Raw genomic sequence first — 16,318 nt, forward strand, 5'->3', positions numbered from 1 at the left:
CAGGAGCACCCATCGTGCCTTGCATGAACCTCAGATCGGATACTGCTGTCCGGATGGCTCGATGGTGATCCACTTCAGCTCGGTGAATTCATCGATGACCGCGCGTCCGTCGAAGCGGCCATAGCCGCTGTGCTTGGTTCCGCCGTAGGGCGCCTGTGCTTCGTTCTGAACCGTCGCGCCGTTCACGTGGCACGCCCCGGTGTCGATCTGCATCGCAACATTCAGGGCACGCATGACGTCCTTGCAGAAGACGGCCGCGGAGAGTCCGTAGGCCGTGTCGTTGGCCACGGTCGCGGCCTCCTGGTCGCCGTTGACGCGAACGATGGTCGTGACCGGCCCGAAGGTTTCCTCGTCGTAGATCTTCATGTCGCGGGTGACGTGATCGACGATGGTTGCCGGCATCGACGCGCCTTCGGCACGGCCGCCGCACGCCAGCTTTGCGCCTTTGGCGATGGCGTCTTCGAGCAGCGAATTGAGTCGCGGGCCGGAGTCCTTGGACACCATGGGGCCGATCACGCATTGCGGGTTCTTCATCGGGTCGCCCGCCGGCAGTTCCTTCGCGCGTGCGGCGAACTTCGCGACAAATTCATCGGCAATCGATTCATCGACGACGATCCGTTCGGTGGACATGCAAATCTGGCCTTGGTAGAGGAACGATCCGAACACGGCCGCGTTCACCGCATCGTCGATGTTCGCGTCCTTCAGGATCACCAGCGGCGACTTCCCGCCGAGTTCCAGCAGGCAGCGCTTCAGATGCACGGCGGCCTTTTGCGCAATGATGCGGCCGACACGCGTCGAGCCGGTGAAGTTCACGCGTCGCACAGCCTTGTGGGCAATCAGCGCATCGATCACCTCCGGTGCGTCCTGGGGCGCATTGGTCAGGAAGTTGAGCACGCCAGGCGGGAGCCCTGCATCGACCAGCGCCTCTGCCACCAGCATGTGAGTGCGCGGGCTGGCTTCGGATGCCCGGAACACCACGGTGTTGCCGCACATCAGCGGGTAGGCGATGGCCCGGGCGGCCAGCACCACCGGACCGTTCCACGGCACGATGCTCAGGATCACGCCCACGGGCTGGCGCACGGTCATCGACAACGCGCCGGGCTTGTCGGTCGGGATGGTCTCGCCCTGGATCTGCGTGGTCATCGATGCGGCCTCGCGAAATGCGGTTGCAGCCAGGACGACGTTGAATCCTGCCCAGAGTGCAGCGGCGCCGACTTCGGCCGCCATGGCTTCGATGAAATCCGGCATCCGCGCTTCCAGCGCGTCGGCCGCCTTCAGCAAGATGCGGCGTCGCTCCGACGGCGAGCTGTGCCGCCACGATTGAAACGCGATGCTGGCCGATTCCGCGGCCGCAATGGCATCGGCCACGTCGCCCGCGGCAGCGCGGGTGACGATGTCGCCGCTGGTCGGATGCCGGCGCTCGAAGATGGCGTTTCCGTGGGCGGCACGCTTCTGGTTGTCGATGAGCAGTTGTGTTTGCATGAGAGTCTTCCGTCGATGGGGTGTTGAATGAAAAGGGATAGTGAGGTCGGTGGGGGAGCGGGTGTTCAGGCTTTCGGGCGCAGGAGCTCCGCCATGCGTTCGCCGATCAGCGCGCAAGTCGCCATGGTTGCGACCGCCGGGATGGTCGGCATGATCGAGCTGTCCGCGATTCGCAGGTTCTGCACGCCGTTCACGCGCAACCTGGCATCGACCACGGCTTTCGCATCCTTGCCCATGCGGCAGGTGCCGACCTGATGGAAATAGGTTGTTGCGCCGTTGCGCACGAAGTCTTCCATCGCCTTGCCCGACAGCTGCTCGCCCGGTGCGACCTCGCGCTTCACGAAATCGCGCATGGCTGCCGAATTGCCGATCTCCCTGCACACCTCGATGCCGTGCGCCAGCGCCTTGACGTCGTCGGGGTGGCTGAGAAAGCGCGCATCGACGATCGGACGGTCAGCCGGATTTGCCGAGCGAAGCCGGATCTCGCCGCGGCTCTTGGGGGCCACGAGGCCTGCGCACAGGGCCCAGCTGCTTGGCGGTGGGGAAAACTGCTTGCCGACGACGTCGCTGGCATAGGGCAGCTCGATCTGCACGAGATTCAAGTCCGGCGTGTTCAGGCCAGCGTGACTCTTGAGGAAGCCCGACACGTTGGCGGCGCTGTTGCGATGCGGAACCTGCTCCTTCGGCTCCCAGATGCAGCCGCCATGCAGCAGGTGGTCGTGGAAGTTCTGCCCCACATCCGGCGAATGCGCCACGGTCTGGATGCCGTGTGCGCGCAACTGCGCCTCGTCGCCGATGCCACTGAGCATGAGCAGCTTTGGCGTGTTGATCCCGCCCGCGCTCAGGATGACTTCGGACTTCGCCTGGATGCGAACAGGCCCCGCGTTGTCGCGCGTGAGTTCCACGCCCGTGACGCGAGTGCCGCTGAACGTCAGGCGGTTGACGTGCGCCTTGACGAGGACCGTGACGTTCTTTCGCCCGAGGACGGGGTAAAGGTACGAACGCGCCATGCTTTGCCGGCGCCCGTTCCGGATGATCTGGTTCATCAACGCGAAGCCGCCGGCTCCGACTTCCCGGGCGCCGTTCAGGTCGTCCAGGATGGGCATGCCGAGCGAGCGGCATGCCGCCAGCATGCCCAGCGCGACGGGCGGCGGATCGAATGCGGGCTGGACCCACACCGGCCCGCCTTTGCCGCGGTAGTGCCTGTCGGCCTTGCCCTGCCAGTTCTCCATCCGGCGATAGATACCCAGGCCGTGCTCATAGCCCCAGGCAGCGTCACCGCTCTGCGCAGCCCAGTGTTCGAGGTCATTGCGAAAGGGCCGTGCCCAGATGGTTGCGTTAATGCTGCTACCGCCGCCAACCACCTTGCCCATGTGCTCGGGAATGGCCCGACCGTTTGTGCTGGACGAGGGCAGTGCGACGTCCTTCCAGTCGAGTTCGGTCCCCAGGTTGGTGAACCACAGCCGCGGGTCCATGACGGAGGGTGCGGTATCCCAATCGCCCGCTTCGATCACAAGGATGCTCGCGCTTGTCTTTGCCGCCAGACGGCCGACGAGTGCGGAGCCGGCGCTGCCGGTCCCGACGACGATGTAGTCGTAGGCAGGCAACAACGAGGCGGTTCGCTCGGCCTGATTGGCTCGCGCGGCATCCAGCTCGTCGGCGAGCGAATGCAGGCTCGTCGTGGCGATGCCTGCCGCGGCGGCTGCTCGCAGGAAGCCTCGTCGATCGAGCCGTCCGGCGATCAATGCACGTTCCAATCGGTCCAGCTTGTCGTCGTTGTCTTTGTCGTTCTGGGAATGCGGAGAGAGTCGCATGGCGTATCCACCTCGGGTTGGGAGAAAAATGCTCGTTCGATACCGCCCCGGACGAAGGCCGAAGTCGTATCGGAGGGGGAAGGTAATTCACCGCATACGGTGACCGAAGCATCGGGAAAACCCGGTCGATGCGGGTGTTCCGTTTCGGAACGGTGGATGGTGCGAAGCTAGCGCTTGGCCTGCGCGCGATTGCGCAGTCGCCGATAGATCAACCCGCGCGAAACGCCGAGCTTCTCGGCCGCCTTGGTGACGTTGCCGCCGTAGGTTTCCAAGGTTCGATCGATGAGATCGTTGCCGCATTCGCGAAGCCTGACCGATGGCTCGCTGGCATCGCGAGGCGCTTCAGGTCCGGGCGGTGAGGAGGCGACGTCCGGCTCTTCGATTGCGCTCGCGGTCGCAAGCTCGGCAGTGCTCTCTTCGTCGCTCGGCACGGCCAGGGCGCAAGGGGAAGTCACTGCTGGTGCAGGAGTGGGGTCACGTTTCCCGAACTCATCGACCCCCGGGAAAAGGCCGCGGTGACCATCGGCGGCGCGCATCTCGCCGCGGGCCCAGACCATCAGTCCATTCGCCAGTTGCAATGGCGCCGAGCCCGATCGGGGCAGTGATGCCAGTTGCGCGATGCTGGCGCCCATGGCCTCTTCCACGGACGAGGTATTCGCGCCGCGCTCGGCTGGCGGCAACCCCAGTAGACGGGCCGCCGCACCGTTCATCCAGGCGAGCTGGCCGTTGATGTCGATGCCGACCAGCGCGACAAATCTCGAATCGAGCAGCATTGCATCCACTTGAAATCGCACCACGAGATGCTGGTCGGACTGCGAGATGAAGAGCCGGTTCTCGATGGCCGCGGCATACAGTCCGACCACGGAGATCGCATCGAAGCTGAATGGAATGGCTTCACTCGATATATCGAGCACACCAACGAGTCGGCCACGGGTGTCGTGAATAGGCGCTGCGGCACAATGCATCGCCTTGACTTCGTCGAAGAAGTGCTCCGCGCCGTCGACCGACACAGGACGACCAGTGCGCGCAGCCACGCCCGGTGCGGTCGTGCCCACTGCTTCCTCGCAGAGGTTCACGCCAGTGCGGGTCGCGATCGGCATGATGCGTTCGTGCGAACGGCCCACGCACGTTGCCCCGATGAGTACGCCTGTTGCATCGGTGAGCATGGCCGCGCAAGACGTCGCGCCCAGCACCGACTGCAGTTGGGGGAGTTCTTCGAGCCAGGCGTGGACGAGATCGCGATTCTTCTGCAGCGCCAGATGCGCCCGGCTGGTCGAAACCGGCTGAAAGGAAACCTTTGCGCCAGGGCCGTCATGCAGGCGCTGGCACCGCGCCCAGGACTGATACACCGCGTCGCTCACGACCCCAGAGGGCAGCAGTCCTTCCTCGAAGTAGCGTCGGCGCGCGAGCGCAAGACGCTCGGTCCTGGAGTTGAAGAACAACGACGTTCCGGGGGAGTTCATCGACGACTGCGTGGTCAAACTTCTTGCCGTGCGTTTCTCTTGCGAGTGTCCCCCAGCAGGCGCTGCTGACAAGCCGGACTATCCCTGCGTCCGTGCCTTGGTGGCTCGCTGGGGCACTCGCGTCACTCGAGCTCGGCGGAGGCAGTTCTATGCGAGTGGAGCGCCTCGAGAATCGGGGCGTCGCTGAAGCGGAACAGGTCGAGCGATCCGGGGCAGGTCTCATCGCAGTGGGCCGAGAAAGGCTGCCACGACGGTACGACGAACATGTCGCCACGCTTGACAGTCCAGGTGTGATCGCCGACCTTCACCTTGCCGCTGCCTTCGAACACCTGGTACACGGACGAGCCCACCTCGCGCCGCGAAAGGGTGCTGGCACCGCTTCGGATGCGGTGCATCTCCGTACGGATCGTGGGCAGCACATCGCGCCCGTTGCTCGGGTTGGTGAAGCGAACGGCCGCATGACCCGGGCTGAGCGTGGCTGCATGGCCCTCGGCTTCCAGGATCAACTGGTCTGCGAGCGCCTTGTCCGTGTCGACCCAACGGTAAGCGAGCAAGGGCGTGGCCACCGGGGACTCGGGCTGCGACAGCGGTCGCAAACCAGGGTGTCCCCACAAGTGCTCCGATCGCGAACGCTCGGGCGTCGACTGCTCGGCCGTGCTGACGCGTTCGCGTCCGAACTCGAAGAACTGCGACTCGGTGTAGTAGGAGAACGGAATGTCCAGCCCGTCGATCCATGCCATCGGTGCGCTGGCTGCGTTGTGGTGCGAGTGCCAGTTCCAGCCGGCCTGCGGCAGGAAGTCGCCACGCGACATGCGGACCGGATCGCCATTGACCACGGTCCATACGCCTTCGCCTTCGACCACGAAGCGGAAGGCATGTTGCGTATGCCGATGTTCCGGGGCGTTTTCGCCCGGCATCAGGTACTGGATCGCGGCCCACAGCGTGGGTGTGGCGAACGGCCTGCCGCCGAGCGCGGGATTGGCCAGCGCAATCGCGCGGCGCTCCCCGCCGCGGCCGACAGGGACGATGCGCCCGGCTTCGGCGGCGAGCTCCACGAGCCGGTCCCAACGCCAAACATGCGGGGCTGCCTTGCTGCGCGGGTGGCGGGGCATCAGGTCGCCGATCTCCGTCCAGAGGGGGACCAGCAACTCGCGCTCGAAGCCTCGGTAAAGCTGCTCGAGCGCCGGACTGGGGTCGGGCTGGGACGGGCCGGCGACGGCCTTCAGGTGCACAGGGGAGGGGACGGTATCGGCGGTCATCGGCGGTTCCTTTGCGGGGCTGCGAGCGCGACTGGTGCACGGCGCAGCTTGGCTGTTCAGCGTTGCTCTGGGGAGCCTTGTTGCATCATTCGGCCGGGCCGACCGTGAGGGTGATCTCTCCGACGCCGGCAACGCTGCCTTCGACGCGATCGCCCGGCTGCAATGCACCGACGCCCTCGGGTGTTCCCGTGAAGATCAGGTCTCCCGGCTCGAGGTGGTAGAACTTCGAGAGATCCTCAATCAGTTCGGGAATGTTCCAGATCAGCTTTGAAAGGTCGGAGCTCTGCCGCTCCTGGCCGTTCACGCTGAGCCTCAGGGCGCCCTGGTCGAGCACCTTGCCGGCCATTGGCACCACTTCGGATACGACGGACGATTGCTCGACGTCCTTGCCGAGGTCCCATGGCCGGCCTTTGTCGCGGGCAACCAGTTGGAGGTCCCGTCGCGTCATGTCCAGACCGCAGGCATACCCATAGATCAACTTGTGGGCGTCGTCGCGATTGACACGGAAGCCAGGCGCTCCGACCACCAGCACCAACTCCATCTCATGGTGGTAGTTCTTGGTTTCGGGCGGATAGGCGACGGTCACACCCGACTCGACCAACGTCGAGGGGCTCTTCGTGAAATAGAACGGGACCTCGATGGTCTTGTCGACGGGTCGTCCCATCTCCACCGCATGCGCGTGGTAGTTGCGGCCCACGAAGAAAAGCCGGTTGATGGGCAGGCGCTGCGAGGTGCCGCGCACCGGCAGCGAAGGAACGGCAGGGGGATTCCAGAGATAGGTGGGGGTCATGATTTAGGTCTGTTGAATGTGAAAAGCCGTCCGGTCGTTTTCGACCTTCAGAGCTTGGAAAGAGGGACCTGGAGGTCGGCGAGTTGTTGGGGATCGACGCTCGTGCGGCGCTCGATCAGGCGTCGCGCAAAGCGCAGGTCGCGTGCCGCGTTCGGCCCGAGCGCAGCGGCAACTCTGTCTGCCTCAAGAAAGAACATGACAAAGCTGTTGGAGCCCACGTCGCCGCGTACGACCACCTGGTGCCTGGGTGTCGGAACGCCGAATATCTGCAGATTGACGTCGTATTGGTCGGACCAGAACCACGGCAGCGGCTGATGGTTCACCGTGGTTCCCAGCGCGGCGCGCGCGGCCGCGATCCCTTGCTCCTGGGCGTTCTGCCAGGACTCCAGTCGCATGCGTCGGGCAGTCCAGTCGCAGTGCCAGACCGCGACGTCGCCAGCGGCAAGAATGTCCGGATCCGAGGTCCGGCACTGGGAATCGACCAGGACGCCGCCTTCACATGCCAGACCCGCTTCGCGTGCGAGTTCATCGTTCGCGATCAATCCAACGCCGAAGAGAACCACGTCGCAAGCCAGCTCCCGTCCGTCGCTGAGGGTCGCCGTCAGGTCTTCGCCCGGCCCTTGGGCCAACCGCTCGATCCCCGCACCCAATTCGACCTGAACGCCATGCGCGGTGTGAAGCCGCAGCAGATAACTGGAAATCTCCGCAGGCACCGTGCGCTCGCACAGCCGGTCCATGGCCTCGACGACGATGACGTCCAGGCCCTTCTTTCGGGCGGTTGCCGCGACTTCCAGTCCGATCCATCCTCCGCCCACCACAAGCAGTCGCTTTCCGGCGACGAGCGCCGCTCCGAGCGCTGCCGCATCGCCGATGCTGCGCAGGGTGAAGATGCCAGGCAGGTCGGAACCCGGGATGCCCAAACGGCGCGCACGCCCTCCGGTGCAGAGGATCAAGCTGTCGTAGTGAATCGGCTCGCCGTGGCTCAGATGCAGTCGTTTCGCGGTCCTGTCGATGCGCGTTGCGCTGACATCGGGGCGCCAGTCGAGGTTCAGCGCATCGAACGCTTCCGATTTCTGCAGGTAGGTCGTGTCCGGGTGCGCATCGCCTGCGAGCACCGCCTTTGACAGGGGCGGCCTTTCGTAGGGGCGGTGAGGTTCGTCGCCGATCAGCACCACCCGGCCATCGAAGCCGTCGCTGCGCAGCGTCTGCGCAGCCCATCCTCCGGCCTGACCACCGCCCACGATCACGATCGTTCGGTCACTCATGGGGCCTCCGGGCCGCTGGGGAACGGTGTGTCTGTGCTCGGTGCGCAAGCATCGCCATGTGACGCATTGATGTCTCCATTCTTCTTGGTGCGAGGGGAAGCGGACGTTCGTGTTCCGCTTGTCGAACTGCCGTCCTGCATCGGCGCTTCACGCCGCCGCAAGGGCATTGCCATGCAGCTGAATCAGCCCAGTGAAAGAAACACCCGACCGCCTTCGATCTTCACCGGGTAGGAGCGGATCGCTTCCGTCACGGGGGCGCACGTCGGTGCGCCGTTGCGCACGTCGAACTTGCCTTGGTGCAGAGGGCACTCGATCTCGTGTCCCTCCAGAAAGCCCTCGCACAGGCGGGCGTGTCCGTGGGTGCAGATGTTGTCGGTCGCATAGATCTGACCGTCTACGCTGTACAAGGCAATGTCGCGTCCGCCGACGAGCATGCCCACGACATCGTCTGCCGGTACTTCATCGACCGGAGTCGCGTCGGTCCATTGGAAATCAGGATCGCTCATGGGTTGCCTCACAACGGGTAGATGACGGAGTTCGGGATCATTTCGCTGTCATAGATGACCTGCCGCGAAGCGAATTTCAGTCCCTGTTCGGTCCGTACGACGACGTCGATGTAGCGCCCGACGCTGAAGACCGTCGAAAGCTCGGAGAGCTTGGTGCGAAACACCGCGTAGTTGGCCTCCGACTCGAAGCGGTTGGCTTCGGCCTTCAGTACAACCGGTGTTCCGACAATGTGGCGCTGGTAATAGGGGTCGTGAAACAGAGTTTCGCGAATCCCGTAGACACGGTCCTTGAGCATCCCCTTGCTCTCGAACGAGAGCGTCGCCAGCGGAAAACCGCGGTCGTAGTTTTCTCTCGGCTGCAGCCGATAGGTGCAGTCTTCCGTGAAGAATTCGGGCCAGAGTTCCCATTGACTGGAGCTGACGGCCTGGGCGTAGCTGGCGTAGAGCTGGGACAGTTCGAAGTAATCTTTGAAGTCCACGTTAAGCCTCCATCACCTTGCGCCAGTACTCGTACATGCCCCGGATCAGGGTTTCGGTGACCATGTGATCCGTGTCGCCGACCTCGCGTCCGCCAAGCTCGGCGAGCGTGCGATGAAAAGGCTTCTGCTCAAAACCCTTTTGCGACAACTCGATCACTTCACCGTCGTCCGCGGACACGAATCCGGCGGGTCCGAAGAGATTGGCCTGACGCAGCCGGCGCTGCGTCATTTCTTCGGCATCGTCCTCGAATCCGAAGTGGGTCCAAACAAAATCGAAGGCGCCGGGGCCGCTCGGTTGGATGTGGCGCGTAGAGACGCTGTTGACCTGCTGTTGAAAGATCACGCTCGGGAACAGCGTCATCATCACAGCCGTCGGTCCGCCCCACCAGGGCTCCGGCACGATGTCGAGGAAGCGAGGGTCGTTGAGCTGCATGCTCTCCTTGAAGCTCGACACCTGGGTGACTTGGTCGGCCTTGCCGCTCGCACCGCGCGTTGAAATCATGGCGGCATGCCGATGGTGCCGGTCCATCCTGAGCTCCGACTTGTTGTCGGCACGCCAGAGGCCGAAGGTCACGAACCAGGTGTGCAGCAGACCCGGGTGGTACGGGTCCTTGATGTTCTCCTGCATCAGCTTCCAGTTGCCAGGAATGCGCTGGCGGTTGTAGCCGAGGATCTTCAGCTTTCGTCCGTTGAACAGCCGATCGAAATAGCCCAGGATCTCCGGCCCCATGAAGTCTTCGAGCGATTCGACGTTGGGGTCGAAGGAAGCAAAGACAACGCCCCCGCGGGTTGCAACTTTGAGTTTGTTCAGACCATGCTCGGCGGGCTTGAAGTCGGCGGGCATCCCGCCGTTGACTTTTCCATCCTGCTTGACGCCCCGGCGGAAGGGCACTCCCTGCAGGTCGCCGGTGAGCGTGTAGTTCCACTGGTGGTAAGGGCAGGTGAACCCCTCCGCCTTGCGGTTTCCATGGCGCTCGCGGCAGAACTGCATGCCTCGGTGAGCGCACACGTTCTCGACGACGCTGATGGAGTCCTCGGCGTCGCGCACCATGATCACGGAGCGTTCGCCGACGACTGTTCGCTTGAAGTCCCCGATCTCTGGAATCTCGGCTTCGAGGCCGACGTAGCACCAGTGGTTTCGGTAGAAGAGGCGTTCCAACTCTTGCCGATGCTGATCAGCCTCGGTGTAGGCCATGAAGGGAATCCGGCTGGTGCCTTGGTTTTCCCAGTGGATCTTCTGGGGGAAGACGGCTGATGTGTCATCCATGTTTTGTGTCTCCTGTGCTGCCGTAGGGGAACAGCGTCTTGTGGGTGCAGCAATGATCTCCATTCCCGTGCCATCGCTCAATAGAATATGGGGAATAGTTCAGATTGATTTTGCGAATATGAGGCGCCATGGAACTCAAAGACATCGACCTCAACCTTCTGGTCGTTTTCCATCAGTTGCTCGTCGATCGACGTGTTTCGAAGGTGGCCAGCAGCCTCGGTCTTTCCCAGCCGGGTGTGAGTAACGCGCTGGCTCGCCTGCGCAAGCTCACCGATGACCAGTTGTTCCTTCGAACGCCAAACGGCATGGAGCCGACGCCGTATGCGCAGCAGCTTGCAGGACCCACCGCGAGCGCATTGCAAGTCATCCACGCGGCCATCAACCAGAAGGCGTCATTCGACCCGTCGACTTCGAAGCGCGCCTTCACGGTAGGCATGACGGACATCGGCGAGATCTACTTCCTGCCCAAGCTGATGAAGGAAGTGGCACGTGTTGCGCCGAATGTGTCCATCAGCACTGTTCGCAACACGGCCGTGAATCTGCAGGATGAGATGGAAGCGGGTCATGTGAACCTTGCGATCGGTCTGTTGCCGCAGCTCAAGGCCGGGTACTTTCAGCGCCGGCTGTTCAAGCAGCAGTACGTTTGCATGTTCCGGCGTGGGCATCCCCTCGACAAGAAGACGGTTTCATTGAGCGAGTTTTCCTCGGCCGATCACGTCGTCGTGATCTCCGCGGGAACGGGACACGGGAATGCCGACGAAATCCTCGGCCGGAAGAAGGTGGTGCGAAAGGTGGTCCTCACCGTTCCGCACTATGTGGCGGTGGGCCACATCCTTCACGACTCGGACCTGGTGGCAACCGTTCCTGAGCGGCTCGCCCAGGCGCTGGCGGGGCCCTTTGGCCTGTCCTACATCCGTCACCCGGCCAAGCTGCCGGAGATCGCGATCAACCTGTTCTGGCATGGTCGCTTTCACAAGGACCCGGCCATCACGTGGCTGCGCTCGCTGATCGTCGGGCTGCATGGGGAAGGCGCGCCCGACTAGGGCTTTGAAGGTCGGCGCCTAGCGTCGTCTGAGCTTCTTCAAAAGCCAACAGGAAAGCACTGGCTCGGCTTTCCGATGCGACACCGATGTGTCGCAAAGTGTCGCGGCCGGGACGGCGCATCGCGACTAAGTCCTTGATTTGATTGAGATCCGCTTCGGGCATGCGATCTGCAGAGATCGTTGGGAGCGCATCACCAAACCAACTCAGGAGACTTCCGCCATGTCCTCGCTCCCCGATTCCTCTGCCGCACTCGATGTCGCAACCGCATTTCGAGACGCCATGCGTCGCGTTGCGTCCTCGGTCACCCTGATCACCACACGCGATGCGAATGGCGAGCCTCACGGGATGGCCGCTTCCGCCGTCATTCCGGTGTCCATGGACCCGCCGGCCATCCTGGTGGCGGTGAATCGCACGTCAGGGCTGCATCCTGCGCTCAGCGCACAGGGGCGCTTCTGCGTGAACCTGCTGGCGGGGGCCCATCACCCCTTGCTGGGCGCGTTCTCGCAGAGTTCGCGCAGAGGCGAGCGCTTCGTCACCGGCGATTGGCAAGACAGCTCGGACTCGCTCCCTTGCCTGACCTCGGCACTTGCCGCGGTCTCCTGCGAAGTCGACCAGCGCGTCGAGTACGCGACCCACACCTTGTTCATCGGTCGCGTCACGGCCGTGCAACTGGCAGAGGGCCAGTCGGACCCGCTCGTCTGGTTCGACGGAGCGGGCATGGCCGTTTCGAGCCGCTGCAAGGCAGCTGCGGAACAAGCCGTGGCCTGAGCCTTTCCATGTTCCCCGCGCGGCATCTGCTGCGCTTTTCAACCCTGCAAAAAAGGAGACTTCATGAAACTCGGATTGTTCGGCATGCCTCTGCATCCACCCGCCCGGCCCAAGTCGGAAAGCTTCACGGAAACCACCGAGAAGATCCTGTACGCCGATGAAATCGGCTTCGATGAGGTGTGGATCGGCGAGCATATTTCCTGCACGACGGAGCCGATCTCGTCGCCCCTCATCTTCCTTGCGTCACTGATCCACCAGACCAAGCGCATCCGCTTCGGAACGGGCGTCATCGCCTTGCCGAACCACCATCCGGCCGTGGTGGCCGCAGAGATCGCACAGTTCGATCACATGAGCAAAGGACGCCTGATGTTCGGCATCGGTCCCGGTGGCCTGGCCAGCGACATGGAGCTGTTCGAAGTGCTCGATGGCGCCTATCGGACCGAGCGGATGATGGAATCGATCGACACGATTCTCAAGCTCTGGTCGCAAGATCCACCCTATGACATCCAGGGAAAGCACTGGAAGATTTCTCTGAAGGACATGGTCATCCCCGAGTTGGGCGTGGGCTTCATGCCCAAGCCGTACCAGCTCCCATATCCCGAAATCTCGATGACCGCGATGTCTCCATTCTCCGATAGCGTGAAGACGGCTGCAGCGCGCGGGTTCGGTGCGATGAGCGCCAACTTCTGTCCGGAGTATGTGATTGCCAGTCACTGGAAAAAATATGTCGAGGGGTGCGAGTCCGCAGGCCGCGAACCCACCGGGCACGACTGGCGGGTCGCCCGAAACATCGTCATTGCTGCCAGTGATGCCGAAGCACGCGAGCGGGTGATGGATCCGGCCGGCAGCAACTACTACTACTTCGACTATTTGTGGCGCGTTCTCAAGTCCGTGAACTACACGGCTGTCATGAAGGACGACCCCAAGCAGCCCGACGATGCCGTGACCGTTGAGCAACTCATCGACAGCATGGTGATCTATGGATCTCCTGGCACCGTGGCGGACAAGCTGGTGGCGTTCCGAGAGCGTACGGGGCCGTTCCATGGATTGATGATGGCATCGATGGACGGATCCGGTGTCAACCGCGAATGGGAATGGGAGACCATGCGCAGGCTTGCACAGGATGTGATGCCGAAGGTGCGCAAGGCGTCTTCGCGGGGCTGACGCGCGGTCCCGCCGGCGTGACACCAGGGGGAAAAGGATGCAGAATCCTTCGATAAGGGCCGGCTCCAGACCCCCTGCAGGAGACAACGCGTCGTGGACAAAGCATCCTATTCGAACGTACTGCGCGCCGGCGCAGTGCTCGCGCCCTTCCAGGACGAACTGAAGGAACACGGAAGCGTGGCTGCCTCGAGAGAACGCTGTGTTTCGCTCCATGGTCTCAACCCGGAAAAGGTGGGGCGCCCTGACGTTCTCACAGCAGTCGAAATTCAGGATCATCGCGAGCCAATCGCCGATCTTCTATCTCTGTCGCAAGGCGAAGTTCAACGCCTGTTCGAACTTCTGGCCGAACAGGATTACGTTTTGATGCTGACCGATCCCCAGGGCGTCGCTCTAGGTTTTCGCTCGACCGAGTTGGTTCTTGACGCGTGCAGCAATGCAGGCGTTTTGCCCGGCTCGATCTGGTCGGAGGAAATGCAAGGCACGAATGGAGTCGCGCTCTGCATTCGCGAGCAGAGAGCGCTCTCCGTCGTCATGCAAGATCATTTCGCTTCAAGCTTGGCGAGCGTGAGCTGTACGGTAGCGCCCGTTTTTGGGGCTGGCGGTCAGCTAGCCGCGGCTTTGAATGTCACGACGTTCAGGGCATCCGACCGCGCGGCTCAGGCTGTGGTTCGCCAGGTTGTCATTGCCTCGGCGCGACGCATTGAGAATCTCTACTTCGATCGTCGCAACGCCGAGCACACAATTCTTCGCGTGTCCAGGCATGGCGACTTCTGTGATGCGGCCGTGGAGTCGCGCGTCGCCCTTGATTCATCGGGCAGAGTGCTCGACGCCACGCCATTGGCACAGTGCATTCTGCTGCCTGTGGGTGCGCCGTTGATCGGTCGGCCATTGTCTGAGATTTACGGGATGGACCAGTGGCAAAAGGCCTTTGATGGTGGGGATCTGACGCTTCAACTCGCTAGCGGGCGGCACTTCTTTCGCGTGGAGCGCCCGAGGCGGAAGTTGCAGACTGTGTCTGCATCAGAAAGACTTGATCGCACCTTTGACATCAGTCAGCCTCCGGCCGAGGAAATCATCGGAGACGACCGGACGGTACGCGAAGCGGTGTCGATGGCGCGCAGGCTCATGGCCCACCAGGTTCCGGTGTTCGTGCACGGAGAGACTGGAACGGGAAAGAGTGCTCTGGCGCGCGCATTGCATGTAGCTGCCGGCGGCAGGCCCGACAAGTTCGTTGGTATCAACTGCGCCGCGATCACCGCGGAGTTGATTGAAAGCGAGCTCTTTGGCTACCGTCCCGGTGCCTTCACTGGTGCATCCCGGCACGGCTCGCGAGGCCGGCTTCTGGAGGCGGACGGCGGAACCTTGTTTCTCGATGAAATTGGCGATATGCCGTTCGGCTTGCAGACGCGGTTGCTGCAAGTGTTGTCAGATGGTGAATTCACGCCTGTAGGTGCGACGCGGCCGGTGCAAGTGCGCTTTGCCCTTATCGCGGCAAGTTTGCACGACGTGGCGCAACTGGTGCGAGAAGGGCGTTTTCGCGAAGACCTCTATTTCAGACTGGCTGGGGCTACGGTGCGCTTGCCGGCGCTGCGGCGGCGCGACGATCTCGAGCAACTGATAGAGCGGGCCGTGATTGGCGCCGCGCAACGCGTCGGACGGCGGGCTCCCGTGCTGACGGCTGCCGCCGTGAAGGCGCTGCTCGCGCACGATTGGCCCGGAAATTTACGTGAGCTCCACCATGCCATGCGATTCGCCGTTGCGATGGACTCGGACGGAAAGATCGACTTGGCCGATCTTCCTCCACCTTTGGGCCAAAGAGGAGTGTCGCGAAACGCTCGTCCGACTGGTAGACGTTCTGCAATCGAAGCCGCTCTGGAGCGTTGTGGTTGGAATGTGTCTGAAGCTGCAATCTCGATGGGCGTGTCACGGGCAACCCTCCATCGTCACATCCGGGAGTTGGGAATTTCTCGTCCCACCGACTGATGCGCCTAGATGTCGAAAAAGCGTAACCGTCGCCGGCTCGGTTTGCAGGAGAAGGCAATTTCGACGGCTGCCTCTGGCAGCTTAGCGACCGTTGGATCGGTCTGAGCGTTTGAGGATGCTTTCCCGTTCGGTGGGATTCAAGCTTCCCGACGAAACCATTCCACCAGCACGCACTGACAGCGTTCGGGCTGCCACGCCTAGTCGTTCGGTCACTTCTGGAATTGACTTCCGCTGAATCTGGTCGATCCGCTCGGCATAGGGCACTGTGAGGGCTGCAATGGCACACCCCTGAGTATCGAGAATGGGATAACTGATTGCGTAGAGACCGCGGACTTGTACGCTCGGGATCGACTCATAGCCGGTGGCGCGAATCGAATCGAGGATGGTGTCGATCTGCGCGTTGGCCTGTTCAGGCCGCCGCTGCACGGACTCTTCGATGCGGAGCTTGCGAGTTTCCTCGTCCTGGAACGCCAGCAAGACTCGACCGGAAGCCGAGATCAGCACATCGAGTTCTGCACCGGCGCGCACCGCAAAACCCATCCCGCTGGGCGTGTCGACCTTGCAGAGCACCACCTGTTTGCCTTGGCCGTACACCGTGAGATGGCAAGATTGGTCAAGCTCACTGGCCAGTCTTTGCATGATGGGTGTGGCTTCAAGAAGCAACCGGTGCGTCGGCGGGTTGATGTGCGCGAGCTCGAACAGCTTTGTCGTGATCCCATAGCTGGTCTCGTCGACCAAGGTGACGTAATTTCGATCGACCAGACACGCAACCATGCGGTAGAGCTCGTTCACGCTTCGTCCCAGGCGCTGAGCGATGTCCTTCTGCGTGAGGGGATGCTCGCTACGGCAAAGCGTCTCTAGGATGTCAAGTCCCTTCTCCAGCGCTGGCGCCGAGTACGAACGACTTTCGGCTTCGGACACTGTCGCCACTTCGTTTGCATCGTCTTTCATTTGTTTCAGCTCCTACCTTTGTCCAAGACAACCTATATCAACACCGGTGCACATTCGTGTCGATTTATGCGCATCAATTTTGC

14 protein-coding genes are annotated in these 16,318 nt (G+C 62.5%); 4 read left to right on the top strand and 10 right to left on the bottom strand.

The annotated features are described in order from the left end of the window. Positions 1-30 precede the first annotated feature (30 nt). The 9 genes from ACSFCA_RS23105 to ACSFCA_RS23145 form a co-directional block, all read right to left on the bottom strand. Entirely contained in the window at positions 31-1,482 is a 1,452-nt protein-coding gene (locus ACSFCA_RS23105; RefSeq protein ID WP_435461340.1) for an aldehyde dehydrogenase, read from the bottom strand. 65 nt (positions 1,483-1,547) lie between these two features. Next, positions 1,548-3,296, bottom strand: coding sequence for a GMC family oxidoreductase (locus tag ACSFCA_RS23110; protein ID WP_093056029.1), 1,749 nt, complete (start codon positions 3,294-3,296; stop codon positions 1,548-1,550). Positions 3,297-3,463: 167 nt separating this feature from the next. After that, positions 3,464-4,759 carry a GAF domain-containing protein gene (locus ACSFCA_RS23115; RefSeq protein WP_435461341.1) on the bottom strand — a complete coding sequence of 432 codons (1,296 nt, stop codon included), beginning with the start codon at positions 4,757-4,759 and terminating at the stop codon, positions 3,464-3,466. Positions 4,760-4,881: 122 nt separating this feature from the next. After that, entirely contained in the window at positions 4,882-6,018 is a 1,137-nt protein-coding gene (locus ACSFCA_RS23120) for a cupin domain-containing protein (RefSeq protein WP_093056025.1), read from the bottom strand. A gap of 85 nt (positions 6,019-6,103) precedes the next feature. Further along, a complete protein-coding gene (locus ACSFCA_RS23125; protein WP_093056023.1) occupies positions 6,104-6,808 on the bottom strand; it encodes a fumarylacetoacetate hydrolase family protein in 705 nt (234 codons plus the stop codon). A 47-nt stretch (positions 6,809-6,855) separates the two neighbouring features. Further along, positions 6,856-8,073: an NAD(P)/FAD-dependent oxidoreductase gene (locus ACSFCA_RS23130; protein WP_435461342.1), complete on the bottom strand. Its 1,218-nt coding sequence runs from the start codon at positions 8,071-8,073 to the stop codon at positions 6,856-6,858. A 182-nt stretch (positions 8,074-8,255) separates the two neighbouring features. After that, positions 8,256-8,579, bottom strand: coding sequence for a non-heme iron oxygenase ferredoxin subunit (locus ACSFCA_RS23135; protein WP_021005390.1), 324 nt, complete (start codon positions 8,577-8,579; stop codon positions 8,256-8,258). An 8-nt stretch (positions 8,580-8,587) separates the two neighbouring features. Beyond that, entirely contained in the window at positions 8,588-9,058 is a 471-nt protein-coding gene (locus tag ACSFCA_RS23140) for an aromatic-ring-hydroxylating dioxygenase subunit beta (RefSeq protein WP_435461343.1), read from the bottom strand. Position 9,059: 1 nt separating this feature from the next. Continuing rightward, on the bottom strand, positions 9,060-10,325 hold the full coding sequence (locus ACSFCA_RS23145; RefSeq protein ID WP_435461366.1) for an aromatic ring-hydroxylating dioxygenase subunit alpha: 1,266 nt from the start codon (positions 10,323-10,325) through the stop codon (positions 9,060-9,062). Between the two features lie 128 nt (positions 10,326-10,453). Here ACSFCA_RS23145 and ACSFCA_RS23150 point away from each other — a divergent pair, with 128 nt between their 5' ends. The 4 genes from ACSFCA_RS23150 to ACSFCA_RS23165 all read left to right on the top strand — a co-directional run bounded on the left by ACSFCA_RS23150 (position 10,454) and on the right by ACSFCA_RS23165 (position 15,284). Further along, positions 10,454-11,368, top strand: a complete 915-nt coding sequence (locus ACSFCA_RS23150; protein ID WP_093056015.1) for a LysR family transcriptional regulator — start codon at positions 10,454-10,456, stop codon at positions 11,366-11,368. A gap of 220 nt (positions 11,369-11,588) precedes the next feature. Beyond that, positions 11,589-12,137 (top strand): flavin reductase family protein, encoded by a 549-nt coding sequence (locus ACSFCA_RS23155; RefSeq protein WP_435461344.1) that lies wholly within the window; start codon positions 11,589-11,591, stop codon positions 12,135-12,137. Positions 12,138-12,200: 63 nt separating this feature from the next. Then, positions 12,201-13,301 carry an LLM class flavin-dependent oxidoreductase gene (locus ACSFCA_RS23160; RefSeq protein WP_435461345.1) on the top strand — a complete coding sequence of 367 codons (1,101 nt, stop codon included), beginning with the start codon at positions 12,201-12,203 and terminating at the stop codon, positions 13,299-13,301. A 93-nt stretch (positions 13,302-13,394) separates the two neighbouring features. Beyond that, positions 13,395-15,284, top strand: a complete 1,890-nt coding sequence (locus tag ACSFCA_RS23165; protein WP_435461346.1) for a sigma-54-dependent Fis family transcriptional regulator — start codon at positions 13,395-13,397, stop codon at positions 15,282-15,284. An 81-nt stretch (positions 15,285-15,365) separates the two neighbouring features. On the opposite strand, the gene ACSFCA_RS23170 is transcribed toward ACSFCA_RS23165, so the two are convergent. Continuing rightward, positions 15,366-16,235, bottom strand: coding sequence for an IclR family transcriptional regulator (locus ACSFCA_RS23170; RefSeq protein ID WP_435461347.1), 870 nt, complete (start codon positions 16,233-16,235; stop codon positions 15,366-15,368). Positions 16,236-16,318 lie beyond the last annotated feature (83 nt).

This window comes from Variovorax multivorans, from assembly GCF_051216835.1.
Classification (GTDB): domain Bacteria; phylum Pseudomonadota; class Gammaproteobacteria; order Burkholderiales; family Burkholderiaceae_C; genus Variovorax.